We start from the raw sequence: 24348 nt of genomic DNA, 5'->3' as shown, positions 1-24348 counted from the left end.
ACCACGTGAAGATCGGCGTGATCGGTCTCGGCGACATCGCGCAGAAGGCCTATCTGCCCCTGCTCGCCTCGCAGCCGGAGCTCGAACCGCATCTCGTCACCCGCACCCCGGCCGTCCTGGAACGCGCCGGCGCCGCCCACCGCATCCCCGCCGCGCACCAGCACGCGGACGTGGAGTCCCTGCTCGCGGTGCGGCCCGACGCCGCCTTCGTGCACGTGGCCACCCCCGCGCACCCCGAGATCGTCTCCCGGCTGCTCGACGCCGGCGTCGCCACCTACGTCGACAAGCCGCTCGCGTACCGGCTGGAGGAGGCGGAACGCCTCGTCGGTCTGGCCGCCGAGCGCGGCGTCAGCCTCGCCGTCGGATTCAACCGCCGCTACGCGCCCGCGTACGCCCAGTGCCTCGAACACCCCCGCGACCTGATCCTCATGCAGAAGCACCGGCTCGGTCTGCCCGAGGAGCCGCGCCGCATGGTCTTCGACGACTTCATCCACGTCGTCGACACGCTGCGCTTCCTCGTTCCGGGCGCCGTCGACCACGTCGACGTGCGGACGCGGGTGCGGGACGGGCTGCTGCACCACGCGGTGCTGCAGCTGTCCGGTGACGGGTTCACCGCCGTGGGCGCCATGAACCGGCTGTCGGGATCGGCGGAGGAGGTCCTCGAGGTCTCGGGGCAGGACTCCAAGCGCGAGGTGCGCAACATCGCCGAGATCGTCGACCACAAGGGGCAGCCTAGCGTGCGGCGCCGGGGCGACTGGGTGCCGGTCGTGCGGCAGCGCGGCATCGAGCAGATCGTGCTCCGCTTCCTCGACGCGGTACGCGAAGGGGAGGTGCTGTCCGCCCAAGACGCCCTGCGCACGCACGAGTTGTGCGAGCGGGTGGTCAAGTCCGCCCGGTGAGTCGGCTGCCCGCGCGACCGGAGGGCTTCCCGCGCCGCCGGCCGCGTACCCGGCGCACGCCCTCGACGCCGGCGAACAGGGCGAGCCCCGCCACCGCCGCGTACACCACCCAGTCGCCGTAGCGCACGTAGAGCGTCTCGCCCGTGGCCAGGGGGACGCGGTAGACCTCCGCGGTGCTGCGCCCGGTGCCCAGCCATCGGCCGACGGGTTCGCCGCGCGGCCCGTTCACCGCGGTGCTGCCGGTGAGGGTGGCGTGCACCATCGGGCGACCGGACTCCGCCGCTCTGAGCGCCGCGAGGGAGGCGTGCTGGGCAGGGGCCCAACTGTGCTGGAACGTCGAGGTGGAGGACTGCGCCACGAGCAACTCCACGCCCTGACCCGCCAGTTCACGGCTCATGTCCGGGAAGGCCGTCTCGAAGCAGACCAGCGGCCCGAAGGTGACGCCGCCGGCCTTCATCAGCACCGGGCCGTCCCCGCGCAGCCGGTCCTCGGCGGCGGCGCGGCCCACCGAGGTGGCCCAGCCGAGCAGCTCGCGCGCGGGGACGTACTCCCCGAACGGCACCAGACGCGTCTTGTCGTAGCGGTCGCCGACGGGCCCCTCCGGTCCGATCAGTATCGAGCTCTTGTAGATGCCCGGACGGTCGGAGCGGCGGGCGTCCACGTTCACCAGGATCCCGGCGCCGACCTCGGAGGAGAGGGCGGCCAGCCGGTCGCGCACCTTGCGGTGGGCGCCGAGGTCGTAGCTGACGCTGCTCTCCCCCCACACCACCAGGTCCACGTCGCGGCCCGCGAGCCGCCGGGTCAGCTCCTCGCTGCGCTCCAGTCGCGCACGCTGGCCGACGACGACGCCCGGCTGCACCACCGCGACGCGCGACTCGCCGGCCGGACGCGGCACCGGAGCCCAGGCCCATGCCGCCCCGAGGGCACCGGCGGCCACCGCGAGCAGCGAGACCGCGCACACGGCCGCCGGAGCGGCGGGGCGCCGGAGCGGAGCGGGCTCGGCGGCCGCAACTCCCGCCGCGGCTGCACCGGTCGGCTCTCCGCCGTCCTCGGTGCGACGGCCCGCGGCCACCGCGACGAGAGCGGTGAGCATGGTGTTGACGGCAACCAGGACGAAGCCGGCAAGCCACACGCCGCCCACCGACGCCAGCCGCAGCACCGGGGCCACCTGCCACTGGCTCGCGCCCAGCAGGCCCCAGGGTCCCCCCAAGTACTCCCAGGAGCGGACGAGTTCGGCCATCAGCCACCCGGACGGCACCAGGCCGGCGGCTGCCGCGATCCGCCCGGCGCCGGGCCGGCCGCGCAGCATGCGCCGCACCAGCCACCCCCAGGGCGCCCACAGCAGCGCGAGCAGAGCGGCCAGCACCAGGAAGAAGACGTGCAGGCTCGGCAGGAGCCAGTGGTGCACCGACAGCATGAAGCCCACGCCTCCGAGCCAGCCGCTCAACGCCGCCTGACGCCCGGAGGAAGCCGAACGGATCAGCAGCATCCACGGCACCAGCGCCACCCAGGCGAGCCACCACAGGGCGGGAGCGGGGAAGGAGAGGGCAGGCAACGCCCCCGCCAGGAGCGTGAGGACAGCACGTACCCATCGAGTTCGGGAGCCGATCGCCGCAAGCCGCCCCGGTACCCGCCGTGCGGCCATCCGCAGCCCTCCGTCTCCCGTGTCCCGGTTCCCGCGCCCCTCCCGCCGATTGACGGGAGCGCCGACTGTGCGGAGGGATTCCCCGGCGGCCGGGTGCGCATGCACCGCGGCAATCGTACGGACATGTTGTGACCTGGGGCATAGACAGCCGCAGGTCACGTGGCGAAACCTGGGCCGCCCGACAACGATGTCCCGGCCTCGGAGGCTCAGTGGTACGAGTGAAACGCGTCCGGACCCTGCTGGGTCTGGCCGGTGCCGCCCTGTGCGCGGGACTGGTGGGCGCCTCACCGCACGCCCCTCCGGTCAGCGTAGGGGAGATTTCGGACGGAAAGCCCGCCGGGGATCCTGTGAGCCTCGTCAACCCCTTCATCGGCACCCGCAACGAGGGGAACACCTTCCCCGGAGCGGCCTTCCCCTTCGGCAAGGTGCAGCTCTCGCCGGACACCGGCGCCAACACCGGCTACGACTGGGACGACGACCGCATCCGCGGCTTCTCCTCGGTCCACCTCTCGGGCGTGGGCTGCAAGCTGGGCGGCGACCTGCCGGTGATGCCCACGACCGGAGACGTCACCACCACCGACAACGCGGAGTACGCCTCCGCCTTCCGGCACGAGAAGGAGAGCGCCTCACCCGGCTCGTACGAGGTGGCGCTGGACGACTACGGCGGCACGAAGGCGGAGCTGACCGCGGCCCGGCACACCGGCCACCAGCGCTACACCTTCCCGGAGACCGGCAAGGCCAACGTGCTGCTCAACTCCGGGCAGGCCCTGCACAAGGTCACCGGCAGCTCCGTACGCGTGCTGGACGAGCGGACGGTGGCCACCAAGGTCACGGGGAGCGGCTTCTGCCAGGGGACGGAGCCGTACACCGTCTGGCAGGTGACCCGCTTCGACCGCCCCTTCGACTCCTACGGGACGTGGGACGGGGAGCGCGTCACCGAGGGAAGCAGGTCGTCGGAGGGTGGCGGACGGCGCGGGGCCTACGCCCGGTTCGACACCAGGGACGGGGACCGGGACGTCGAAGCGGTGACCGCTCTGTCGTACGTCGACGCCGAGGGCGCAGCCCGCAACCTCGACGCGGAGGGCGGCCGCACCTTCGACGAGACGCGCGAGAAGGCCCGGTCCGCCTGGCGGGAGCGCCTCGGCAGGGTGAAGGTCACGGGAGGGAGCCCCGAGCGGCGCCGCGTCTTCTACTCGTCCCTCTACCGGTCGCTGCTCCACCCCAACATCGGCGAGGACGCCGACCGCCGGTACCGCGGATGGGACCAGAGGATCCACCGCGCGAAGGGGCACACCTACTACCAGAACTGGTCGCTGTGGGACACGTTCCGCACGCAGGCGCAGCTGCTGACCCTCGTCGCGCCGCGCGAGTCGCGCGACATGGCGCTCTCCGTGCTCGACGTCGAGGAGCAGGGCGGCTGGCTGCCGCGGTGGGGCTACGGGACGACCGAGACGAACATCATGACCGGGGACCCCGTCACCCCCTTCCTCGCGAACGCCTACCAGCAGGGGCTGCTCGGGAAGGGCGAGGGCGAGCGGGCGTACCGCGCGCTGAAGAGGAACGCGGACGGCGTACCTCCGCGCGAATCGCCCTATCTCGGACGTATGGCGAACAAGGAGTACATCAGGGACGGTTACATACCGCACCAGCCGGACAGGCCGAAGCTCAAGCCCGGCAGCCCCGACTGGCGGCACAGCGCGTCGGCCAGCCTCGAGTACGCCGCCGCGGACGCCTCCCTCGCCGGGATGGCGCGCGACCTCGGCCACGACGAGGACGCCCGCCGGTACGCCGAACGATCCCGCAACTACCGCGAGACCTTCGACCCCGGGACGGGCTTCCCGCGCGCCCGCGACAGCCGCGGAGAGTTCACGGGACCCTCCGATCCGGCCCGCAGCAAGGGCTTCCAGGAGGGCACGTCCTGGCAGTACCAGTGGTCGGTGCCGCACGACATCCCCGGCCTGATGTCGCTCATGGGCGGAGAGAAGGCCGCGGAGGACCGCCTGGACTCCTTCTTCGCCCACGACGACCTGGTCAGGGACCCGGAAGGGACGGCGCGCGGCACGTGGGTCAACGGCCCGTACGACTACTACGGCACCGACAAGTACAACCCGCACAACGAGCACGACCTCATCGCCCCGTACACCTACCTCTCCACCGGCTCCCCGTGGAAGACCACCGACGTCGTCGACGCCGCGCTGCGTCTCTTCGACGACTCCCCGGCCGGGGTCACGGGCAACGACGACCTGGGCACCATGTCGTCGTGGATGGTGCTCTCCTCCATCGGCGTCTTCCCGGTCTCACCCGGCACGGACACCTGGGGGCTGAACACGCCCGCCTTCGACCGCGTAGAACTCGCACTGGACCGCGAGTGGTATCCGCGGGGCGGCTTCACCGTCACCGCGGACGGCACGGAGGACGGCAGCCGCTACGTCCGCTCCGCCTCGCTCGGCGGCTCGGACACCTCCCGCACGTGGATCACCACGGACGACATACGGCGCGGACGCGACCTGCACTTCGACCTCGCGCGCACGCCCTCGGACTGGGGGACCGGTGACGGCGACGCGCCTCCCTCGCTGCGCAGACCGCCGCCGCAGGACCGTTGACCCGGCGGCGGCGCGCCCAGCAAGATCGATTACCAGGTCGCGTCAGGTCAGGAGGGGACAGGTCGGGCCGGGAAACAGTGAGACGGCACAGGGAGTGAAATGAGCAACGACGGGACCAACGGCCGGCGCAGCGCGGAATGGTTCGCGGCGGAGGGGCGCAACGGCTTCATCCACCGGTCCTGGATGCGCAACCAGGGGTTCGGCCCCGAGGTCTTCGACGGCCGCCCGGTCATCGGCATCGGCAACAGCTGGTCCGAACTCACGCCGTGCAACGCGCACTTGAGGGACGTCGCCGAAGCCGTCAAGCGGGGGGTGTGGGAAGCCGGCGGCCTGCCGCTGGAGTTCCCCGTCATGTCGCTGGGCGAGACGCTGATGCGTCCCACCACGATGCTCTTCCGCAACCTCATGGCCATGGAGGTCGAGGAGACCCTGCGGGCCAACCCCCTCGACGGCGTCGTCCTGCTCTCCGGCTGCGACAAGACCACGCCCGCCATGCTCATGGGCGCCGCCAGCGTCGACATACCCGCACTGATGGTCACCGGCGGGCCCATGCTCAACGGCAAGTTCCGCGGACGCGACATCGGTTCCGGCACCGCCGTGTGGAAGCTGAGCGAGGAGATGCGCGCGGGGAAGCTGACCGAAGCGGATCTGCGCGAGGCCGAAGGGTGCATGTCGCGGAGCCGGGGCCACTGCATGACGATGGGGACCGCCTCGACCATGGCCTGCATCGCGGAGGGGCTGGGCATGCAGATGTCGGGCGGCGCGGCCATTCCCGCCGCCGACTCCCGGCGGTACGCGCTGGCACAGGCGTCCGGAAGGCAGGCCGTGCGACTCGTCGAGCAGGACCTGCGGCCGTCGCAGATCCTCACCCGGGAGGCGTTCGAGAACGCGATCCGCGTCAACGCCGCGCTCGGGGGCTCCACCAACGCGGTGGTGCACCTGCTGGCGCTGGCCGGACGGGTGGAAGTGCCCCTGGAGCTCGCCGACTTCGACCGGCTCACCGCAGAGGTGCCGGTGCTGGCCGACATGATGCCCTCCGGACGCTTCCTCATGGAGGACTTCTACTACGCGGGCGGGCTGCCCGCCGTCATGCGCGAACTGGGCGACCTCGTCCACCGCGAGTCGATCACCGTCACCGGCCGGCCCATCGGTGAGGAGATCGCCGACGCGGAATGCTACAACCGCGAGGTCATCGGGACGATGTCCGAGCCCTTCATGGCGCCTGGTGCCGGAACCGCCGTGCTGCACGGCACCCTCTGCCCCGACGGGGCCGTCATCAAAGTCTCCGCTGCGGACGAGCGCCTGCTGCGGCACCGGGGGAAGGCCCTCGTCTTCGACCGCGTCGAGGACTACACGGCGGTCGCCGACGACCCGGGACTGCCCGTCGACTCCTCCACCGTCATCGTCGTGCGCAACGCCGGACCCAAGGGCTACCCGGGCTTCCCGGAGGTGGGCAACGTACCCGTGCCGAAGGCCCTGCTGGAAGCGGGAGTCGAGGACGTCGTGCGGATCAGCGACGCCCGGATGAGCGGCACGGGGTACGGCACGTGCGTGCTGCACGTCGCCCCCGAGTCGGCTGTCGGCGGGCCGCTCGCGCTCGTGCGGACGGGAGACGTCATCGAACTCGACGTGCCCGGGCGGCGGTTGGACCTGTGCGTCGGCGACGACGAACTCGCTGCCCGGCGCGAGGAGTTGGCGGCCGAGGGCGAACCCGCCGACATGTCCGGCCGCCGGCGCGGCTGGGAGAGGCTCTACACGGAGCACGTCATGCAGGCCGACCGGGGTGCGGACCTGGACTTCCTGACGGGCGGCAGCGGCGACAAGGTGCCGCGCCACTCGCACTGAACCACCCCGGGTCTCCCGGTGTGGTCCGCCCGACGGGGCCGCCCTCGCGCTGCGGGGGCGGCCCCGCTTGTTCGAGCGCCCGGGCGGCCGTGCCGCGGCACCGCTGCTCGGAACCGCGTCGCCTCACGCTCCGGTCCTGGCGCCCGTGTCCCAACTCCCGCACGGGGACGTCCACTCGGGTCGCCGCCGCCTGGCCGCCGGGTCTCACCAGTGGTTGACTCTGCGTCGACCGGCCGACGGCCGGTCGCATCCTTGAACCCCCCACCCCGAGGAAGAGACCTTGAGACCCGTAACCTCCGTACGCATAGCCGTCGCCACGGCCCTCGCCGCCTCCTCGGTCCTGCTGACCGCGCCGCTCGTCTCGGCGCAGCCGGCGGAGGACAAGGCGGAATCGAAGGCCGCCGACACCATCGGCGTCTACCCGCCGATCCAGGGCAGCTCGATCTGGGACCGGTTCGGCCAGACGCCGCCCTCCTCCCACCACCGCGTCTTCTACAACTACGGCTATCTCAACGACTGGGCGGTCGACATCTACCAGAACCCGGGGGCCACGGTCGTCTCGCCGTTCGGCAGCAAGACGTCCGCAGGGAACCCGGTGTCCGTCCAGGTCGTGACCGTCCAGCCGGGATGCGCCACGGGGGACCTCGCCGACGGCGGTTACCGCGTCGGCCTGGAGGCACGTGACGAAGCCACGGGCACGGTCGTCGGACGCGCGGACGTCATGCACGTCGACAAGAAGCCGGACGCGATCGCCGTGGGAGCCGCCGTCGGACCGTGGACCAAGCTCGGCGAGACCGGACGGTTCCGCTACTCCTCGTGCTACCAGGTCAACGGCGACTCCGGCGCCCACATCCACCTCGAAGTCATCAACAAGACGCGCTACTCCTGCTACGTCAACCACGGGGCCGGCACCACGCTCGGCGACGAGACCGTCGTCGGCCGCGTCGGCACGCAGAACACCGGCCCGCAGCAGGCCTGCTGACGCCGTCCCGACCACGGCGGGCGCGATCCGCTCCGACGGCCCGGGCCGGGGGCCGACGCAGCGGACGGCAGACGTGAGCCGTGCCGGACCCGGGCGTCGGACGACGCACCTGTTCGGCACGGCCGACCAGCAGCCGTGACCTGCGAGCCGCCCGCAGGAGAAGACAGGAGGGCGCTGCCGGCCGGGAGTCGGAAGGCCGCCCCGCTCTACTGCGAGCGGACCGTCACCCTTTGATCCCGCTTCAGCTGGCCGAAGAGCTTCTCCGCCTGAGCCGAGTTCCAGGCCACCGCGTCGCCCTTGCGGGTGCGGATCGGGCCCTTCGTCGGCACGTTGATCCGCTTGCCGCCGCCTTCCGAGATGCCCTGCACCGTCCGCAGCATGGTGCTCAGCTCCTTCAGGCTCATGCCCTGGTCGACGACCAGGGTGTCGAGCCCGGCGCTCACGGCGGGATACACGGCGCCGGGGTCGAGGGCCGTATCCGGGTCCGCCGCCTTCTTGGCGAGTGCCGAGAGGAACTTCTGCTGGTTCTGCGTCCGGCCGAGGTCGCCCTTGGCCTCCTGCTTGCGCTGGCGGACGAAGGCCAGGGCCTCCGCACCGTCGAGGTTCTGGCAGCCCTTCTTCAGGTTGGCGCCCGAGTCCTTGTCCTTGATGTTCCGGTCGACGCACATCGGGACGCCGCCCACGGCGTCGACGATGTTCACGAACCCGGCGAACCCGATCTCCGCGTAGTGGTCGATCCGAAGGCCCGTGTTCTGCTCGATGGTGCTGATCAGCAGCTCCGGACCGCCTTGCGAGAAGGCCGCGTTGAGCTTGTTCTTCACGGGCCCCGAGGTCTTGCCCGTGGAGGGGTGGGTGTACCCGGGGAGGGTGACCCACGAGTCACGCGGGAAGCTGACCATCGTCGTCCCGTTCGCGCCCTTGTGCACCAGGATCATCGAGTCGGTTCGACGGCCCCCGAAGACACCGGTGTTGAGCCTCTTCCTGTCCTCCTCGGAGAGACCTTCACGGCTGTCGGAGCCCACGATGAGGTAGTTGGTGCCTTTGCCGGACGGGGGCCGGGAGTCGAACTTGTTGAGATCGACGTTGCGCTGCAGCTTCGTCTCCGCCCACGCGTACGTCCCCACGGAACCCGCGATGATCGTGGCGAGCAGGATGACGGCCGCACGGCGCAGCGGGCGGCGGCGTTTGGGACGCCGGCCGGCGCGGGGGGCCTCGGGCCCGAAGCGCGAGGAGAAGCCGCCCGGGCCGCCCGGACCGTTCCCTCCCGGCGGGAAGGCCGGAGTGCCGGGCCCGCCCGGGCCGCCCGGCTGGACGGCACCGGGATGGCCCACGGGCTGGACGGCGGCTGCGGAGTGGCTTCCTGTCCGGACGGCACCGGGGTGTGCTCCGGGCGGCATCGCACCGGGGTGCATTCCCGGCTGCGCCGCCCCGGGCTGTACTCCGGGCTGTCCTCCGGACTGGATCGGTCCGGGAGGGCCCGCGGGCTGGGCCGCACCGGGCGGCATGCCGCCACGCCGGCGCGTTCCCTGCTCCGCCCCGGCAGCGGGGGGCTCCTGGGCGGGCAGGGGCGTCGTGCGCCGGGACACGGCCTCACCCTGGATGACCTCGCCGCCGGACCGCTTCCGCTCCTCCGGCCTCGGCGGAAAGGTCACGGGCCCTCCGGGCCGGGCCGGGCTCACCACGTTGACGGGGTCTCCCACGGCGTACTCGCCCGTGTCGAAGTCGTCGCGCTTGCGACGGCCCGCGGAACGGGCGGCACGGCCCCGCCGGGCCCCGGCGCGCGAACCGCCGCGGCCACCCTCGGCCCACTGGTCGTGTGGGTCCTTCATGGCCCGACTCTCCCCTCGCTCACTTGATTCCGGTCACTTCGCTTCGTCTCGCGCCGCCGGTCACTTCGACGACAGAGTGCGCTGCCTGACGGGTTCGCTGAGCAGATGCTGGTCGGCGGTGCCCGATCGGCGCATGCGCTGCCACTTCAGCCGGTTACCCAGCAACGCCGTCACCACCGACTGGATGATCACGAAATAGAGCAGCTGCCGGTAGACGAACAGCTGCAGAGGCAGCGACCACAGCTCGCGCAGGGGCTCCCTGTCCAGCCTCAGCGCGTACGCGGCGGTCACCATCTGCATGGCCAGGAAGCCGAGCCAGACGCCCAGCGCCTCCAAAGGGTGGCGGAAGAAGAGGCCGTACAGGAAGAACACGTCGACGACGGGCGCGGCGAAAGGCAGGGCGATCTGGAAGAGCGTGAGGTAGCTCAGACCACGGCGCCCGAAGCGTCCTGCCGGTCCCACCTCCAGCGCCGCCCGCCGGTGCTTCCACATGGACTGCAGCGTGCCGTAGCACCAGCGGTAGCGCTGCCGCCACAACTGGCTGAGGGTCTCGGGCACTTCGGTCCAGGCGATGGCCGTCTCCTCGTAGACGACGCGCCATCCGGCACGCCACAGGGCCATCGTCAGGTCGGTGTCCTCGGCCAGCGTGTCCTCGCTCACGCCGCCGATGCCCAGCAGCGCGTCGCGGCGGAAGGCGCCGATCGCTCCCGGGACCGTCGGCATGCACTCCAGCACCTCGAACATGCGCCGGTCGAGGTTGAAGCCGAAGACGTACTCCAGGTGCTGCCACTTGCCCAGCAGCTTCTGCCTGTTGCCGACCTTGGTGTTGCCGCTGACCGCGCCGATCGCGGGGTGCGCGAGCGGCTGGACGAGCTGGTGCAGGGCCTCCGGCTCGAAGACGGTGTCCGCGTCGACCATCACGACGATGTTCGACCTCGCGTGCGCCAGGCCGGTGTTGAGGGCGCCCGGCTTGCCGGTGTTGCCCTGCCGGATGACGAGGACCCGCGGGTCCTGGATGCGTTCGGCGATGTCTGCGGTGGCGTCGGTCGAGCCGTCGTCGATCACGATCACCTGCAGATAGGGATGCGTGGACGCCAGCAGCGAACGCACCGTCGACTCGATGCCCGCCTCCTCGTTGTGGGCGGGCACAAGCACCGTCACCGGTTCGTTCACCTCCCTCAGCCACGGCGAGCCCGGCCGGAACCGCTGCAGCCGGTTCGTGTGCATCCGCGCGAACATCAGCAGCAGGATGAGCCTCAGCAGGCTGAGCCCTCCCGCCGCCACGAGGGCCCACGCCATCGCGCTGGTGAAGAAGGCGCCGAGCATCCTCGCCCAGATCAGGCCCTCGCCCCGCAGCCTCTCCGAGGCGGAGACGGTCGTGGTGGGGGAGGGCCGTCCCAGTCCGTCTGTGACGGTGGTGAACCTCTCCACGTTCCGGTTGCGCAGCAACTGCTCAGCCTCGTGATAACCGAGGTCCGAGTTGCTGTACTGGCGCACCACGCCCTGCGACGGCTTCCGCGACTTGCGGTCCGCCGCGACGATCAGATAGCCCTGCTCGGCGCTGCGCACGGCGGCGTCCCAGGACTCGCCGCACAGGGTGTCCGCCGCGGTCGTGTGCGGCAGCCTCAGCAGCCCCGTGTTGACGCCGGCCGAGCCGGCGAGCGCCGTCTGCGTCAGCGACAGCTCCATCTTGGAGCGCAGCGGAGACGCCGACCCGAGGTCGCCGCCCGTGTAGGTGTACGAGCCGATCTCATGGCCCTCGGCGCGGATCCGGCGCACCAGTTCAGGGTGGCGTGTCGCCTGGGACCCGTAGATGAAGAAGGTGGCCTGCGCGCGGTGCTTGCGCAGCAGGTCCAGTACCCGGGGCGTCCATACGGGATCGGGGCCGCCGTTGAAGGTGAGGGCGGCCGTGCGCGGGGGCATGGAGGCGGTCTGGATGGTGCCGTCGTTCAGGCGCAGTACCGGGTCGCCGGTGTCCGCGGCCTTGGGCATGGGAGTCGTGCACGGGCGCTTGTTGCGCGCGTCGTCGACCTCGTGGTTCGTCCAGCCCTCGAAGACGAGCGCGGCGATGACCACGGGGAGGAAGAGCAGGAGCAGCAGCCAGTGCCCCCGCGGGTCCCGGCGCAGCGCGTGACGGCTCACCTGTTCGCGCCGCCGGGACGGGCCGAGGAGGTGGCCGGTGCGGTCGGGGACGGCGAGGGGTCACGGCCCTGGTCCTGGGAGGACTTGGGCGAGGGGTTCGCTCCGGGCGACTCCGAGCGCGCGGGGAACTGTGCGCCCGCGGGAACGTCCGAGTCCTTCTGGGAGGAACTGCTGGGCAGCGGCTCGTCCATGCGCGGCGGGTTCTCGCCCGTGGACTCCTGCAGACCCCCGAACACAGCGGCGAAGATGGCGAGATACCCGGTGCAGGCACACCCGATGGTCACTGCCGCATAGCGCACGAGTCTCCGACGCCTACCTGAACTGGCAATGAATATCGGGTGATTCTGGTCTTCACGCCTCCGACGGCTGTCGTTCATGGATCGCATGGGGCGTGAGTGTAGCCAGCCCGGAACGCGAGTGAGCCGGAAAGATTCAGTAATCCACCTGTGAACTGTGTCGCCTTTTTCTCAGGCTCGCTGGGAAGTAGCCGTATTCGCATGCGTCACCACTCTTGGTTGGCGGTCCGGCCCCCCGGTTCCCCCACTGCGCATCATGCCGCTCGACTGTGCGGGAAACGCAGCCGTATGGGCGTCGGGGCTTGTCGTTGACACCGCTGCGCGTTGCGGTCACGTGGCGGGAATTCGCCTCGGGGGCGGCGCTCCTGATAGGCCGGGAGGGATTCGCCCGCGCAGTGGGCAAGGGGGTTTCCCGGCGAACGGGCGAGGGGAATGACCCGGTCGTGGCGGGGTGGACGGGCGTACGCGCAGCGATCGGCGACCACGACGGGCCCGGAGTACGGGCTCCGGTGCCGCCCCGCCGTTCTGAACCTTTTGCCGGCATTTCTCCGATCACCGCGTCTTCACAGAGTCGCCCGCACCGTGACGGTGACATTGGCCGGATCCGCTCGGCGTACGGGAGCCGGCCGCCTCTCCCGTGCAGGCCTTCGGCGTTCGCCCAGGTGCGGAGAAAGGGCGAAGTAACTGCTCTGAAAGACAAAGAAGTTGTTGTGCGTGATTTTCAGCTTCTTCCTTACTTTCCCGTCAATCGCGACGGGGCGGATCTGATGCAGGTTCCTCGTCTTCCGCTGAATCGCGACATTCGCCACCGCGTCCGCGAGAGATCGCACGTCACGGGCCTGCGTGAAGAAGAAGTGAAGATCCAGTGCCGAAGGGGAAACTCCCGGCCGGGAGTGCTGGAGCGACCGCCGAGTCCACTCGTACCGGGCGCCGCCTGCGTCCGGCCGAGGCGTTCGTTCGCAGCCCTGCGTATCACGCCGATTACCCCTCGCGTCATATTCAGTTGAGCATGCAATCGAGTAGGTGCTACTTCTCATCGGGTCCGCCAGTTCTGCTAGACGACAGGAAGGCCCGTCATGGTTCTCGGAGAAGGCATCGAACTGCGGGCTCTGGACCCGTCCGAGGCGGACCGGTTGTGGCGCTGGAACCACGACCCGGACGTGTTGCGCTGGATGCAGGAGAATTATCCGCAGTCCCTGGCCCAGGTCAGGAAGCGCCTGGAGGAACGGGCGCCGAACGCGTACGGGGAAGTCCTCTTCGGCATCCAGGTCCGTGAGGACGGCGAGTTGATCGGTCTCGTGCGGCTGCGGGACGCCGAACCCGAGACGGGCTGCGCCGAACTCGACATCTACATCGGTGAGAAGGCGTACTGGGGACGCGGTCACGCGACCGACGCCATGCGCACGGTCTGCCGCTACGGGTTCGACAGGATGCGGCTGCACAAGATCTCGCTGACCGTCGCCACCGAGAACCACTCGGCCCGGCACGTCTACGAGAAGGTCGGGTTCGTCGAAGAGGGGCGCCTGCGGCAGGTCTTCCGCCGGGACGGCCGCTGGCACGACATGTTCACGATGGGCCTGCTGGAGGGCGAACTCCGCGACTGAGCGCGGCATTTCGCCTCCCGCCGGGCGCGGTGCCGGAAGCGGGGCGGCAGGCTGGGACACTTGTCACCATGCGTACCGACTTCGATCCCGGGGGCCTTCCCCGGGAAGCCTTCTACAGGCTGCTGACCGCGCTCGTCGTGCCCCGCCCGATCGCCTGGGTCTCCAGCACCACGCCCGACGGCACGGACAACCTCGCGCCGCACTCGTTCTTCAACGTCGCGTGCGTCACACCGCCTGTCGTGCAGTTCTCGTCGGTCGGCCGCAAGGACTCCCTGCGCAACATCGAGGAGACCGGGGAGTTCGTGGTGAACCTGGCCCCCGAGCGGCTCTTCGAGCAGATCAACGACACGGCCACCGACTTCCCCCGGGGGACGAGCGAGTTCGACGCCGCCGGCGTGGAGCGGGAGCCGAGCCTGCGCGTGAAGCCCCCGCGGGTGGCCGCCTCGCCTGCGGCGCTGGAATGCGTACTGCACAGCACGGTCCGGCTGGGTGACTCCACCGTCGTCTTCGGCCGTGTCGTGCACGCCGCCGTCTCCGACGACGTCCTCGTCGACGGCCACCCCGAGGCGGAGCGGCTGCGTCCGCTCACTCGGATGGGCAGGAACGAGTGGGCCACGCTCGGCGAGGTCCGCGAGATCGCCCGTGTCCCGTACAGCGAGTGGCAGGGACGGTCCGAGTAGCGGCCCTCGCTGGTCGGCCGAGCGGCCCTCGATGGTCAGGGGCGTTCGCGGATCACCCGCGGCGGGCCGTTCGGCGCCGGGAGCCCGTGACGCGTGGCCCGTGCGGTCGGGCGCCGATCCGCGCACGGCGCGGGTGGAGTCCCAGGTGCCCGTGCGCGGCTGCCCTGTGCACGACGCCGGAGAGCCGGCCCGGCGGCCGCACCGGGACGGGACCGGGGCCGCGCACCGGCGTGGACGCGGCGGGGGCCCGCGCGGGAGCGCCGCGCCCGCTGTGGTCGACGGCCAGCACGAAGAGGCCCCGGACGGTGGCGCAGGCCGCGAGGACCGCGCCCGCCGCGCCCAGGGCCCCGAACCGGAACCCCTCGTCGAGCAGCACGATGCCCACGGCGGCGGCGAAGGCCGGGTTGACCACCGTGGTCGTCGCGAGCGGCGTGGCGAGCCCGCCGCCGCGGTAGGAGGCCTGCGACGTCGCGAGGCCGGTCGCGGCGAGGACGCCGATCAGGCCCATCAGCGGCGCGAGGACCAGCAGGGGCGTCGAACCCCAGTTGTCGGCCACCGTCTTGATGAAGACGGACGCGGCTCCGTAGGCGACCCCTGCCGCAGTGGCCAGCGAGACGGTGCGCGTCAGCCGTGCACGACGGCCCGCCGTCGCGGCGGTCGCCACGAGGAGTACGAGGGCGCAGGCCACCGCTGCCGCGAGCACCGGCTGCTCCGCTCCCGCGAGCGCGTGGTTCGGCGTGGAGCCGGTGAGCACCAGGAGCACGGCAAGGCCGCCCGAGACGAGGGCGATGCCCCGCCAGGCCGGGCCGCTCACGGGCCGCCGGACCATGACGGCCGCCAGGGGAGGGGCGAGGACGAGGGTCAGGACACCCAGCGGCTGCACCACGGACAGGGGGCCGAGGCTCAGCGCGCCGACGTGCAGCACCGCCCCCAGTCCGTTGAGGGCGACGGCCCCCCACCAGCGGGGAGAGCGCAGCAGGCCGTAGCGGCTGGGCGGCGTCGTCGCCGCGATGCGTTCCTGGACGATGGCCGCCGTGGCGTAGCAGACGGCCGAGAGCAGTGCCAGCAGCACCGCGCCGATGAGGGCGTTCACGGCCGAACCGGCCGGAACAGGCGCATCCGGTTCATACCGTCAACGATGCCTCTCGCGAGGGCGGGGCGTCGCCGTACCGCGGGTGCGTACTGCCGTACGGCCCCAGGACTGCACCCTCGCGCTGCTCACCCGGTGCGCTCCCGGGCTCATCGAGCCACGCCGGGACCACGGGTCAGCCCGAGGAGACGCCTCCGGACGACGCGCCTTCGTTCGGGCTCAGAACCCCCATGGCGACCAGCGCGAACAGCAGCAGGCCCAGCAGGATGCGGTAGATCACGAAGGGCATGAAGCTGCGCGTGGAGATGAACTTCATGAACCAGGCGATCACCGCGTACGCCACGAAGAAGGCGAGCAGGGTCGCGAAGATCGTCGGTCCCCAGGAGACATGGCCTTCGCCGATCTCCGTCAGCTCGAACACGCCGGAGGCCATCACCGCCGGGATGGCCAGCAGGAACGAGTAGCGCGCCGCGGCCTCACGCGTGTAGCCCATGAAGAGGCCGCCGCTGATGGTGGCGCCCGACCGGGAGACGCCCGGCACCAGGGCCAGCGCCTGGGCGCAGCCGTAGAGGAGCCCGTCCCTGACCGTCAGCTGCTCCAGCGTCTTGCGCTCCCGCCGCTGCCGGTGCTCGCCGCCGCGTGCGTCGCGGGCGGCGAGCCGGTCGGCGATGCCGAGGACGATGCCCAGCACGATCAGGGTGGTGGCGATCAGGCGCAGGTCCCGGAAGGGCCCCTCGATCTGGTCCTTGAGCGTCAGCCCCAGCACGCCGATCGGGATCGAGCCGACGATCACCAGCCAGCCCATCTGCGCGTCGTGGTCGCGCCGCATCTCCCGGTCGGTCAGCGACCGGAACCAGGCGGAGACGATGCGGGCGATGTCCTTGCGGAAGAAGATGATGACCGCCGCCTCCGTCCCGATCTGCGTGACGGCGGTGAACGCGGCCCCCGGGTCCTCCCAGCCCGCGAAGGCCGCGGTGAGCCGGAGGTGTGCGCTGGAGGAGATCGGGAGGAATTCGGTCAGTCCCTGGACGAGCCCGAGGATGAACGATTCGAACCAAGACATCTGCTTAAGACCCGTCCTGTCATCAGACATGCCGGTGAGCCGCGCGAGCGCGCGCCGCGATCACGCGGAGCACACTACAGCGGCTGAATGACGCGTCCTCATGGGGGCGCGGAGAGGGTCCTACGCGCGCGGTTCCGCGTCGCGCAGCATCGCGCGCTTGCGCCAGGCGACAGCGGCGCCGCCCAGTCCGGACAGGGCGATGAAGCCGAAGGCGGCGAGGAAGACGGGCGAGGTCGGGGCCGCGGCGTGGCTGCCGGCGATCACGTACGCGGCGGTGTTGGGGATCACTCCCAGCGCCGTGGCCGCGAGGAACGCGGGCCAGGTCATACGGGAGACGGCCGCCCCGTAGTTGGAGGCCGCGAAGGGGACGCCGGGCAGCAGCCGGATCACCAGCATCGAACGGAACCCGTGCCTGCTCAGCTGGCGGTCCGCCGCGCTGAGCCACCGCGCCCGCAGCATGGGGCGCAGGGCGTCCTGGCCGAGCATGCGGCCCAGCCCGAAGGCGATGCCGGAGCCGATGACCGTCCCGACGACGGCCGAGACGGTGCCGGCCTCGATACCGAACAGCGCGCCCGCGGCGACGTTGAGGACGGGGCGCGGGACGAAGGCCGCCGTGCACAGGCCGTACGCCACGGTGAAGACGACGCCCGCCACGCCGCTGGAGAGGTGCGGGGGCAGGCCGTGGATGAACAACCGCTGCGGCTCGTACAGCAGCACCGATATGCCCCCGGCGCACAGGAGCACCAGCAGCAGGGCCAGGCGGCACCTGGGCGAGAGCAGAGTCCGTGCCAGCCGGCTGGTCGGCTCGGCGGACTGCGTGGCGGTTACCGGCACGTCGGCGAGCGTAACGGACGTTCCGGGAACTCCGCGGGGTGGGAACGCCGGGAGTAAGGCGTCACACACAGGGGAAGGGACGCCGTGGCGGCCGGATGCGGGGCTCGGGACGGGCCCGGGAAATTCGCCCGACCGTACGGCTGTTGGGGCGTCCGTCTCGTACGCGTGTTCCCGCAGACCCCCCGTGGGGACGTCCGCCGTCTCAGCGGCCCCGCACCGCTGCCGCTACGACCGCGCGTACGGGCCGCGCCCCGCGCGCCCGCACAATGGGACGGTGGAGAAGAACCAGCCCGAACAGCAGGGAAGCCGTCAGTCCTCGGCGCCGGAAGCGCCGCCCGCCACCGAGGCGATACCCGTGATGCGTGCCGTCGGTTCGGGGACCGCCAAGCTGATGCCCGACGTCGACCGGCCGGAAGCCTGGCTGCTCACCGTCGACGGCGCCCCCCAGTCGTACGTCGACCTGCGCGACCCCACGTACCTGGAGTTCGAGTACGCGCGGCGGGTCGCCCACGTCCTCGACCTCGCCGCCGAGGACGCACGCCCGCTCGACGTCCTTCACCTCGGCGGCGGCGCACTGACCCTGCCCCGCTACGTCGCCGCCACCCGGCCCGGCTCCCGGCAGCGCGTGGCCGAGACGGACGAGGCGCTGTCCGCGCTCGTCGTGGAGCACCTCCCGCTGCCGGAGGACTCCGGCATCGCGGTCGAGGCGGCGGACGCCCGCCGCTTCCTCGACGCCTCACCGGCGGAGTCGGCGGACGCCGTGGTCGCCGACGTCTACGGCGGTGTCCACGTCCCGGCGCACCTCACCACCCTCGGCTACGCCCGGGCCGCCTGCCGCGTCCTCCGCCCGCACGGCCTGTACATCGCCAACCTCGCCGACTCCGCCCCCTTCCCCTTCGTGGGGGCGCAACTGGCCACGTTCGCCGAGGTGTTCCCGTACATGTGCCTCATCGCGGAACCGTCCGTGCTGCGCGGGCGGCGGTTCGGCAACACCGTGCTCGTGGGCGCGCACCAGCCGCTGCCGCTCGCGGAGCTCTCCCGCCGCACCGCTTCGGACGCCTTCCCCGCGAGGGTCGAGGCGGGTGCGCCGCTGGCCCGGCTCACCGAGGGCAGGAAGCCGGTGCACGACGGGGACGCCAGCCCCTCCCCGGTGCCGCCCGAGGGCGCCTTCACCATCGGCTGACCGGCCGGCCGGCCGGTGCCCGACCTGCGGTGTACGGCGGGCTCCCGCTGCCGGAGGGGGCTTACCGCGCGTGGTTACTCAATGGTAACGTCCGGGCATGCCCACAGAACCCCTTCCGTCCATCGGCGAGATGATGGCGGCCACCGTCCCGATGGCAGGCACGCTCAACCTGGAGTTCTCCGAGACGACCCCGGAGCGTGCCGTCGTCGTCCTGCCCGACCAGAGCGCGTTCCACAACCACGTGGGCGGTCCGCACGCGGGTGCGATGTTCACGCTGGCCGAGTCGGCCAGCGGGGCGATCGTGCTCGCCGCCTTCGGGGACCAGCTCAAGCGCGCGGTGCCGCTGGCCGTGCGGGCCGAGATCGACTACAAGAAGCTCGCGATGGGAGCCGTCACCGCGACGGCGGAGCTGGGCCGGCCGGTCGCGGAGGTGCTCGCCGAACTCGACGCCGGGAACCGGCCGGAATTCCCGGTGCACGTCTCTATCACCCGCGAGGACGGCGCCGTCACCGGAGAGATGAAGATCATCTGGACGCTGCGGCCGCACGCCGCCTGACCTCCGCCGGACGCTCTCCCGCCGCCGCTGGGCCATCCGCGGCGGCGCGAAACGCTGTTCCCACGCATCGGTTAGGCTGCGGAACGTGTGCCCGCGGAGTGCGGGCGGCGTGCGGGGGTTGACCACGGACCGACTGCCTCCCGCGTTCATCACCGGCGGGAGGATGCCCAGTTGCACGTCCAGGAGTGGCTCGAGAACGTGCCGGCGGTGAGCATCTACCTGCTCGTGGGGCTGGTGATCGGGCTGGAGAGCCTGGGTATCCCGCTCCCCGGCGAGATCATCCTCGTCAGCTCCGCGCTTCTGGCCTCCCAGCACGGTGAGATCGACCCGCTCGTCCTCGGCGCCTGCGCCACCACGGGCGCCATCGTCGGCGACTCCATCGGCTACGCGATCGGACGCAGAGGCGGCAAACCCCTGCTGGCCTGGCTCGGGCGGAAGTTCCCGAAGCACTTCGGGCCCCACCATGTCGCCACCGCGGAACGCTCCTTCGAACGCTGGGGGATGTGGGCCGTCTTCTTCGGCCGCTTCGTGGCCCTGCTGCGCATCTTCGCGGGCCCGCTCGCAGGTGTGCTGAAGATGCCGTACTGGAAGTTCGCCATCGCCAACGTGCTCGGCGGGATCGTCTGGGCGGGCGGCACCACGGCCGTCATCTACTACGTGGGCATCGTCGCGGAGGCGTGGCTCAAACGCTTCTCCTGGCTGGGCCTGGTGGTCGCCGTCCTCTTCGGAATCGGTTCGATGGTCGTGATCCGGCGCCGCTCCCGCAAGACCGAGGCGCAGCACGCGGCCGCCCAGGGCGAGCCGCTGGCCTCCAGCGCTCAGACGCCGGACACCTCCCGCGAAGAGGCGGGCGGCAGCGCCGCCGAAGCTCCGGCCGAGGCAGGTGCGGCGACGGGCGGCGACACGGCCGGCGGCCGGGAGGCGGTCCCGGCCGCCGAACGGACCGACTGACCGTCACTCGCCGTCGGCGGGAGTGACCTCGTCGCGGTGAGCGCGTGCCAGGTGCTGGTACATCTCCGCGTTGGCCCTGATGCCCTCGCGCTCCTCGGACGTCAGCTCCCGCTTGACCTTTGCCGGCACTCCCGCGACCAGCGAGCCCGGGGGCACCTGCATGCCCTGGGGGACGAGCGCGTGCGCGGCGATCAGGGAACCCTCCCCGATGCGGGCGCCGTTGAGGACCGTGGCGCTCATTCCGACCAGGACGCCGTCCTCCACGACGCAGCCGTGCAGCACGGCGTTGTGCCCCACCGAGACGCCCTCGCCGACGTGCGTGGGGTACCCGGGGTCGGCGTGCACCGTGCAGTTGTCCTGGATGTTGGAGCCGGCCCCCAGGGTGACGGAGTCGCAGTCCGCACGAAGTACCGCGCCGTACCAGACACTTGACGCAGCCCCCATGGTCACGTCGCCCACGACCACCGAGGTCGGTGCGGTGAAGACGTCCTCGTCGATCTTGGGAACCCTGCCGCTCACGCCCGCGATCACCGGTCGCTGCTCCGTCATCGTCTTCGTCTCCGTTCGCTTCCCGTCCGGCCGTACGCCGGCCTCCCGCTGAACCGTATGCGATGGATGGGTGGAAGATCACAGGAGGCCGTCCCCTCCGCCCGGGCCCGCGCGCACTACCGTGACGGCGTGCCCTCGATCCGGAACCTCCCCGCAGCGCTCGCCTCCCGGGCGGTGCACGGCGTCTGGCGCCTCGCGCAGCAAGCGGGCGCGGTGACCGCCGAGCACCAGGGCCCGTACTCCTTCCGCCGCATCGGCGAGGGGACGAGGCTGGCCTTCCCGCAGGGGACGGTCTTCGGCACGCCGTGGATCGAGCTGGGCGCCCACTGCGTCATCGGCCGGGAGGTCACGCTGAGCGCCGGGATGCTGCCCGGCCTGGACCTCGGCCCCGCCCCCGTGGTGACGCTCGGCGACGGCGTCGTCCTGGGCCGCGGCAGCCACGTCATCGGGGACGCGCAGCGGTCGGTGGTCATCGGGGACGACGTCTACTGCGGGCCGTACGTCTACGTCACCTCGACCAACCACTCCTACGACGACCCGCACGAGCCGGTCGGCAAGCAGTGGCCCCGCAGCGCCCCGGTGGAGATCGGCGCCGGAAGCTGGCTGGGCGCGGGCTCCGTGGTCCTGCCGGGCGCGCGGCTCGGGCGCAACGTGGTGGTCGCGGCCGGAGCGGTCGTACGGGGAGAGGTCCCGGACCACGCCGTGGTCGCCGGAGCGCCCGCGCGGATCGTGCGGCGGTGGGACGCGGAGCGCGGCTGGCAGCCGCCGCTGCGGACCCCGGCCCCCGAGCCGGTGCCCGCGGGGGTCACGTCCGAGGAGCTGCTCGCGGCGGCCCAACTCGCCGCGGACGCCGAGTAGGACGGACGCCGGGGACCGCCCGGCCCCGTCAGGCCGAGGCCAGCAGCACCGTGCCGCACAGCGCCAGCCCGGCGCCCGCCGCCTGGATGCCGCGCAGCCTCTCGTGCAGCACTCCGCGGGCGGCGAGTGCCGTGACCACGGGGTAGAGCGAGGCGAGCACGGCGGCGGTCGTCACCGGACCGTAGAGGGTCGCGACCATGTAGGTGCCGTTGGCGGCGACGTCGGCCAGGCCGACGAAGGCGAGCGCGGGCAGGGCGGCCGTCACGGCGCGCACGCCGCCGCCCTCGCCCGTGGGGAGAGCGGGGACGCCGCGCCTCGACTGCACGTACAGCGCCGCGCCGCCGACGGCCACGTTGCACACCCGCTGGACGAGCAGCGCGAGGAAGAGCCCGGCCGCTGTCGCCGTGAAAGCGTGCTCGATGAGTGCCATCACGGCGCCGAAGCCCACCGCGGAAACCAGCGTCAGCGCGATCGTCTGCCGCTGCACCGGCGCGCCGCGCAGCTCCGGTCCGCCGGCGAGCACCACGCCCGCCACCGCGACGGCGATTCCCACGGCCTGCAGCCAGCCGGGCCGCTCGCCCAGCGCCAGCCCGGCTGCGACGGGCACCACCACTGCGAGCGAGGCGAGTGGGGAGACGACGCCCATGGGGCCCTTGGAGAGGGCCTTGTAGAAGGCGAGCATCGCGACCGGCCCGACGACGCCGGCGGCCGCCGCGAACCACAGGTGCCCACCCCACTCGCTCCAGCCGCCGGTGGCGACGACGAGCACCCCCAGGGCGGCGGCCGCGAGCGTCTGCGAGACGACCACGACCGTCAGCGCGGACATGCGGCGGGTCAGCAGACCGCCCCCGAAGTCGGCCAGCCCCCACATGAGGCTGGTCGTCAGGGCCAGGACAGCGGTCATGGGAACACCTCGAAGTACAGTGGCTTGAACACGAAAGTCGAAAGTACAGCTCACCCTAGTGCAGTGAACTGAACTCTGTCATTCACGATAATGGACGGTATCCGAAGACCGTGACGGACCTCGACCACCTCACGCAGTCACTCGCCCGCAATCTGAAGCGCTGGCGCCAGGAGCGGAACTTCACCCTGGACGGCCTGGCCGCCCGCGCGGGAGTAAGCCGGGGGATGCTCATCCAGATCGAGCAGGCCCGTACGAACCCCAGCGTCGGCACCGTCGTCAAGGTCGCCGACGCGCTGGGCGTCAGCATCACCACGCTGCTCGACTTCGACCAGGAACCGCAGGTGCGGCTCATCCCCGCGGAGCAGGCGGTGCGGCTTTGGTCCACGGAGGCGGGCAGCCACAGCACTCTGCTGGCCGGTGCGGAGGCTCCCGGCCCGCTCGAGCTGTGGTCGTGGCGGCTGATGCCGGGGGAGGGCAGCGATTCCGACGCCCACCCCTCGGGTACGACGGAGCTGGTGCATGTGACGTCCGGTGTGCTCACCCTGTGCGTCGAGGGCAGCGACCACCGGGTGCCGGCGGGCACCTCGGCGAGCTTCGAGTCGAACGTGCCGCATGGCTACCGCAACGACGGTGCCGAGCCGGTGGAGATGACCATGGCGGTCTCCGTCCCCGCGCCCCGCTGACTCGCTGCCCCACCGGCCCGCGGTGTTAGCGTGCGCCGCATGCGCGCGCCCATCGGAGACTTCGCCTCCGCCACACCGGCCGCCGAGGCGGACGCGTTCACGGGGCCCGCCGCCGAGGCGATCCGGGACTGGAGCGGCGACGTTCCGGCCGGCCAGCTGCTCTACGTGGACACCGACCCGGAGAAGGCCGACACCGCCGTCTTCATCGAGAACTACGGCGCCGACCTGCACGAGACCTCGGCCAACTGCGTCGTGGTCGCCGCGAAGCGGGGCGGCGAGCGCACGCTCGCCGCCTGCGTGGTCCTCTCCCGCACGCGCGTGGACGTCAACGGGGCGGTGCGGCGTCAACTCGGAGCGCGCAAGGCCTCGTTCGCGCCGACGGACACCGCCGTCGCCGAGACCGGCATGGAGTACGGCGGCATCACGCCCTTCGGCCTGCCCGAGGGCTGGCCGGTGCTCGTCGACCGTGCCGTCACGGAGCTGCCGTGGACGCTCGTCGGCAGCGGCAGGCGCCGGGGGAAGCTGATCGTGCCGGGCAGGGCGCTGGCCGCGCTGCCCGGCGCCGTCGTCATGGAGGAGCTGGGCGTTCCGGCCGCCGACTGATCCGGGCCGGGCGCAGCCGCGGCCGGACGGCCGGGCAGCGTGGCGGGGCCCGCCGCGACGCCGCCTCAGCCCAGCTTCGGGATCTCGATGGCGGGGCAGCGGTCCATCACCATGTCCAGCCCGGCCGCGCGCGTCCGTTCGTAGGCGGCCTCGTCGATCACGCCCAGCTGGAACCAGACCGCGCGGGCGCCGATCTCCACGGCTCCGTCCGCGACGTCCCCCGCGAGCTGCGAGTTGACGAACACGTCCACGACGTCCACGGGGAAGGGGATCTCCGACAGTTCGGCGTACCCCTTCTCGCCGTGCACGCTCTCGGCTCCGGGATGCACCGGAACCACGCGCTTGCCGAAGCGCTGCAGGACCTCCGCCACGCCGTAGGCGGCGCGCTGCCGGTTGTTCGACAGCCCCACCACGGCCCACGTGTCCCCGGTCTCCGTCAGAATCCTGCGCACCGTCTCCGTGTCTGCGTACATGCCCCGTGCAACGGGCCGCTCCGCGCGGGCATTCCCGTGCCGTCCCGCGGTCCGGGAGCGCTGCGTAAGGTGCGTG

Annotated in this window: 22 protein-coding genes; 12 read left to right on the top strand and 10 right to left on the bottom strand. The window is 71.8% G+C overall.

What is annotated here, in order from left to right; genetic code table 11:
* Nucleotides 1–5 precede the first annotated feature (5 nt).
* The gene (locus H181DRAFT_RS23610) at nucleotides 6–899 is read left to right on the top strand and encodes a Gfo/Idh/MocA family protein (RefSeq protein WP_045866406.1); all 894 of its coding nucleotides are present in this window, start codon (nucleotides 6–8) and stop codon (nucleotides 897–899) included.
* On the opposite strand, the gene lnt is transcribed toward H181DRAFT_RS23610, so the two are convergent.
* Complete coding sequence (gene lnt, locus H181DRAFT_RS23605) at nucleotides 883–2544, bottom strand: apolipoprotein N-acyltransferase (RefSeq protein WP_052708692.1); 1662 nt, start codon at nucleotides 2542–2544, stop codon at nucleotides 883–885. The two genes, H181DRAFT_RS23610 and lnt, sit on opposite strands and share 17 nt — an antisense overlap.
* Before the next feature lie 218 nt (nucleotides 2545–2762).
* Here lnt and H181DRAFT_RS23600 point away from each other — a divergent pair, with 218 nt between their 5' ends.
* The 3 genes from H181DRAFT_RS23600 (at nucleotide 2763) to H181DRAFT_RS23590 (ending at nucleotide 7974) form a co-directional block, all read left to right on the top strand.
* Nucleotides 2763–5147, top strand: a complete 2385-nt coding sequence (locus H181DRAFT_RS23600; RefSeq protein WP_045866405.1) for a GH92 family glycosyl hydrolase — start codon at nucleotides 2763–2765, stop codon at nucleotides 5145–5147.
* 99 nt (nucleotides 5148–5246) lie between these two features.
* On the top strand, nucleotides 5247–6992 hold the full coding sequence (locus tag H181DRAFT_RS23595) for an IlvD/Edd family dehydratase (protein ID WP_045866404.1): 1746 nt from the start codon (nucleotides 5247–5249) through the stop codon (nucleotides 6990–6992).
* A gap of 280 nt (nucleotides 6993–7272) precedes the next feature.
* A complete protein-coding gene (locus H181DRAFT_RS23590) occupies nucleotides 7273–7974 on the top strand; it encodes a hypothetical protein (protein ID WP_045866403.1) in 702 nt (233 codons plus the stop codon).
* 206 nt (nucleotides 7975–8180) lie between these two features.
* Here H181DRAFT_RS23590 and H181DRAFT_RS23585 read toward each other — a convergent pair whose 3' ends face one another.
* The 3 genes from H181DRAFT_RS23585 to H181DRAFT_RS23575 are packed head-to-tail and all read right to left on the bottom strand — an operon-like array spanning nucleotide 8181 to nucleotide 12229.
* Entirely contained in the window at nucleotides 8181–9803 is a 1623-nt protein-coding gene (locus H181DRAFT_RS23585) for an LCP family protein (protein WP_368073290.1), read from the bottom strand.
* 60 nt (nucleotides 9804–9863) lie between these two features.
* Nucleotides 9864–11945 carry a bifunctional polysaccharide deacetylase/glycosyltransferase family 2 protein gene (locus H181DRAFT_RS23580; protein WP_045866402.1) on the bottom strand — a complete coding sequence of 694 codons (2082 nt, stop codon included), beginning with the start codon at nucleotides 11943–11945 and terminating at the stop codon, nucleotides 9864–9866.
* Nucleotides 11942–12229 carry a hypothetical protein gene (locus H181DRAFT_RS23575; RefSeq protein ID WP_045866401.1) on the bottom strand — a complete coding sequence of 96 codons (288 nt, stop codon included), beginning with the start codon at nucleotides 12227–12229 and terminating at the stop codon, nucleotides 11942–11944. Before H181DRAFT_RS23575 ends, H181DRAFT_RS23580 begins: the two co-directional genes overlap by 4 nt.
* 1088 nt (nucleotides 12230–13317) lie before the next feature.
* On the opposite strand from H181DRAFT_RS23575, the gene H181DRAFT_RS23570 reads away from it, so the two are divergent.
* Both H181DRAFT_RS23570 and H181DRAFT_RS23565 read left to right on the top strand, forming a co-directional pair.
* Nucleotides 13318–13845 (top strand): GNAT family N-acetyltransferase, encoded by a 528-nt coding sequence (locus H181DRAFT_RS23570; protein ID WP_045866400.1) that lies wholly within the window; start codon nucleotides 13318–13320, stop codon nucleotides 13843–13845.
* A 68-nt stretch (nucleotides 13846–13913) separates the two neighbouring features.
* Complete coding sequence (locus H181DRAFT_RS23565) at nucleotides 13914–14525, top strand: flavin reductase family protein (protein WP_045866399.1); 612 nt, start codon at nucleotides 13914–13916, stop codon at nucleotides 14523–14525.
* Nucleotides 14526–14577: 52 nt separating this feature from the next.
* Here the strand turns inward: H181DRAFT_RS23565 and H181DRAFT_RS23560 are convergent, their stop codons facing one another.
* From H181DRAFT_RS23560 to H181DRAFT_RS23550, 3 genes are all read right to left on the bottom strand, one after another.
* Entirely contained in the window at nucleotides 14578–15618 is a 1041-nt protein-coding gene (locus H181DRAFT_RS23560; RefSeq protein ID WP_052708691.1) for a DMT family transporter, read from the bottom strand.
* A gap of 172 nt (nucleotides 15619–15790) precedes the next feature.
* Nucleotides 15791–16678 carry an undecaprenyl-diphosphate phosphatase gene (locus H181DRAFT_RS23555; RefSeq protein WP_045866398.1) on the bottom strand — a complete coding sequence of 296 codons (888 nt, stop codon included), beginning with the start codon at nucleotides 16676–16678 and terminating at the stop codon, nucleotides 15791–15793.
* A gap of 120 nt (nucleotides 16679–16798) precedes the next feature.
* The gene (locus H181DRAFT_RS23550) at nucleotides 16799–17512 is read right to left on the bottom strand and encodes a TVP38/TMEM64 family protein (RefSeq protein WP_045866397.1); all 714 of its coding nucleotides are present in this window, start codon (nucleotides 17510–17512) and stop codon (nucleotides 16799–16801) included.
* Between the two features lie 358 nt (nucleotides 17513–17870).
* On the opposite strand from H181DRAFT_RS23550, the gene H181DRAFT_RS23545 reads away from it, so the two are divergent.
* The 3 genes from H181DRAFT_RS23545 to H181DRAFT_RS23535 all read left to right on the top strand — a co-directional run bounded on the left by H181DRAFT_RS23545 (nucleotide 17871) and on the right by H181DRAFT_RS23535 (nucleotide 20202).
* Nucleotides 17871–18695: a spermidine synthase gene (locus H181DRAFT_RS23545; protein WP_045866465.1), complete on the top strand. Its 825-nt coding sequence runs from the start codon at nucleotides 17871–17873 to the stop codon at nucleotides 18693–18695.
* Nucleotides 18696–18792: 97 nt separating this feature from the next.
* Nucleotides 18793–19251 carry a DUF4442 domain-containing protein gene (locus H181DRAFT_RS23540; RefSeq protein WP_045866396.1) on the top strand — a complete coding sequence of 153 codons (459 nt, stop codon included), beginning with the start codon at nucleotides 18793–18795 and terminating at the stop codon, nucleotides 19249–19251.
* A 171-nt stretch (nucleotides 19252–19422) separates the two neighbouring features.
* Nucleotides 19423–20202, top strand: coding sequence for a DedA family protein (locus H181DRAFT_RS23535; protein ID WP_045866395.1), 780 nt, complete (start codon nucleotides 19423–19425; stop codon nucleotides 20200–20202).
* Between the two features lie 3 nt (nucleotides 20203–20205).
* Here the strand turns inward: H181DRAFT_RS23535 and H181DRAFT_RS23530 are convergent, their stop codons facing one another.
* Nucleotides 20206–20751: a gamma carbonic anhydrase family protein gene (locus H181DRAFT_RS23530; protein ID WP_045866394.1), complete on the bottom strand. Its 546-nt coding sequence runs from the start codon at nucleotides 20749–20751 to the stop codon at nucleotides 20206–20208.
* A gap of 129 nt (nucleotides 20752–20880) precedes the next feature.
* Between H181DRAFT_RS23530 and H181DRAFT_RS23525 the strand changes: the two genes are divergently transcribed.
* The gene (locus tag H181DRAFT_RS23525) at nucleotides 20881–21609 is read left to right on the top strand and encodes an acyltransferase (RefSeq protein ID WP_045866464.1); all 729 of its coding nucleotides are present in this window, start codon (nucleotides 20881–20883) and stop codon (nucleotides 21607–21609) included.
* Nucleotides 21610–21637: 28 nt separating this feature from the next.
* On the opposite strand, the gene H181DRAFT_RS23520 is transcribed toward H181DRAFT_RS23525, so the two are convergent.
* A complete protein-coding gene (locus H181DRAFT_RS23520) occupies nucleotides 21638–22513 on the bottom strand; it encodes a DMT family transporter (RefSeq protein WP_045866393.1) in 876 nt (291 codons plus the stop codon).
* 110 nt (nucleotides 22514–22623) lie between these two features.
* Here H181DRAFT_RS23520 and H181DRAFT_RS23515 point away from each other — a divergent pair, with 110 nt between their 5' ends.
* Together H181DRAFT_RS23515 and H181DRAFT_RS23510 are read left to right on the top strand one after the other, a co-directional pair.
* A complete protein-coding gene (locus tag H181DRAFT_RS23515; RefSeq protein ID WP_045866392.1) occupies nucleotides 22624–23196 on the top strand; it encodes a helix-turn-helix domain-containing protein in 573 nt (190 codons plus the stop codon).
* A 39-nt stretch (nucleotides 23197–23235) separates the two neighbouring features.
* Complete coding sequence (locus H181DRAFT_RS23510) at nucleotides 23236–23799, top strand: YbaK/EbsC family protein (RefSeq protein ID WP_045866463.1); 564 nt, start codon at nucleotides 23236–23238, stop codon at nucleotides 23797–23799.
* 65 nt (nucleotides 23800–23864) lie between these two features.
* Here the strand turns inward: H181DRAFT_RS23510 and H181DRAFT_RS23505 are convergent, their stop codons facing one another.
* Nucleotides 23865–24272, bottom strand: a complete 408-nt coding sequence (locus H181DRAFT_RS23505; protein WP_045866391.1) for a CoA-binding protein — start codon at nucleotides 24270–24272, stop codon at nucleotides 23865–23867.
* Nucleotides 24273–24348 lie beyond the last annotated feature (76 nt).

The organism is Streptomyces sp. WMMB 714 (assembly GCF_900090125.1).
GTDB lineage: Bacteria > Actinomycetota > Actinomycetes > Streptomycetales > Streptomycetaceae > Streptomyces > Streptomyces daqingensis.
Note: the sequence above shows the minus strand (reverse complement) of the source record. Positions and strands in the feature narration are given on the sequence as shown.

What these genes read in the sequence shown, in the direction of transcription:
- lnt (WP_052708692.1), bottom strand. Translation starts at nt 2,544, where the DNA reads ATGGCCGCACGGCGGGTACCGGGGCGGCTTGCGGCGATCGGCTCCCGA.
- H181DRAFT_RS23595 (WP_045866404.1), top strand. Translation starts at nt 5,247, where the DNA reads ATGAGCAACGACGGGACCAACGGCCGGCGCAGCGCGGAATGGTTCGCG.
- H181DRAFT_RS23585 (WP_368073290.1), bottom strand. Translation starts at nt 9,803, where the DNA reads ATGAAGGACCCACACGACCAGTGGGCCGAGGGTGGCCGCGGCGGTTCG.
- H181DRAFT_RS23570 (WP_045866400.1), top strand. Translation starts at nt 13,318, where the DNA reads ATGGTTCTCGGAGAAGGCATCGAACTGCGGGCTCTGGACCCGTCCGAG.
- H181DRAFT_RS23565 (WP_045866399.1), top strand. Translation starts at nt 13,914, where the DNA reads ATGCGTACCGACTTCGATCCCGGGGGCCTTCCCCGGGAAGCCTTCTAC.
- H181DRAFT_RS23555 (WP_045866398.1), bottom strand. Translation starts at nt 16,678, where the DNA reads ATGTCTTGGTTCGAATCGTTCATCCTCGGGCTCGTCCAGGGACTGACC.
- H181DRAFT_RS23545 (WP_045866465.1), top strand. Translation starts at nt 17,871, where the DNA reads ATGCGTGCCGTCGGTTCGGGGACCGCCAAGCTGATGCCCGACGTCGAC.
- H181DRAFT_RS23540 (WP_045866396.1), top strand. Translation starts at nt 18,793, where the DNA reads ATGCCCACAGAACCCCTTCCGTCCATCGGCGAGATGATGGCGGCCACC.
- H181DRAFT_RS23530 (WP_045866394.1), bottom strand. Translation starts at nt 20,751, where the DNA reads ATGACGGAGCAGCGACCGGTGATCGCGGGCGTGAGCGGCAGGGTTCCC.
- H181DRAFT_RS23520 (WP_045866393.1), bottom strand. Translation starts at nt 22,513, where the DNA reads ATGACCGCTGTCCTGGCCCTGACGACCAGCCTCATGTGGGGGCTGGCC.
- H181DRAFT_RS23510 (WP_045866463.1), top strand. Translation starts at nt 23,236, where the DNA reads ATGCGCGCGCCCATCGGAGACTTCGCCTCCGCCACACCGGCCGCCGAG.
- H181DRAFT_RS23505 (WP_045866391.1), bottom strand. Translation starts at nt 24,272, where the DNA reads ATGTACGCAGACACGGAGACGGTGCGCAGGATTCTGACGGAGACCGGG.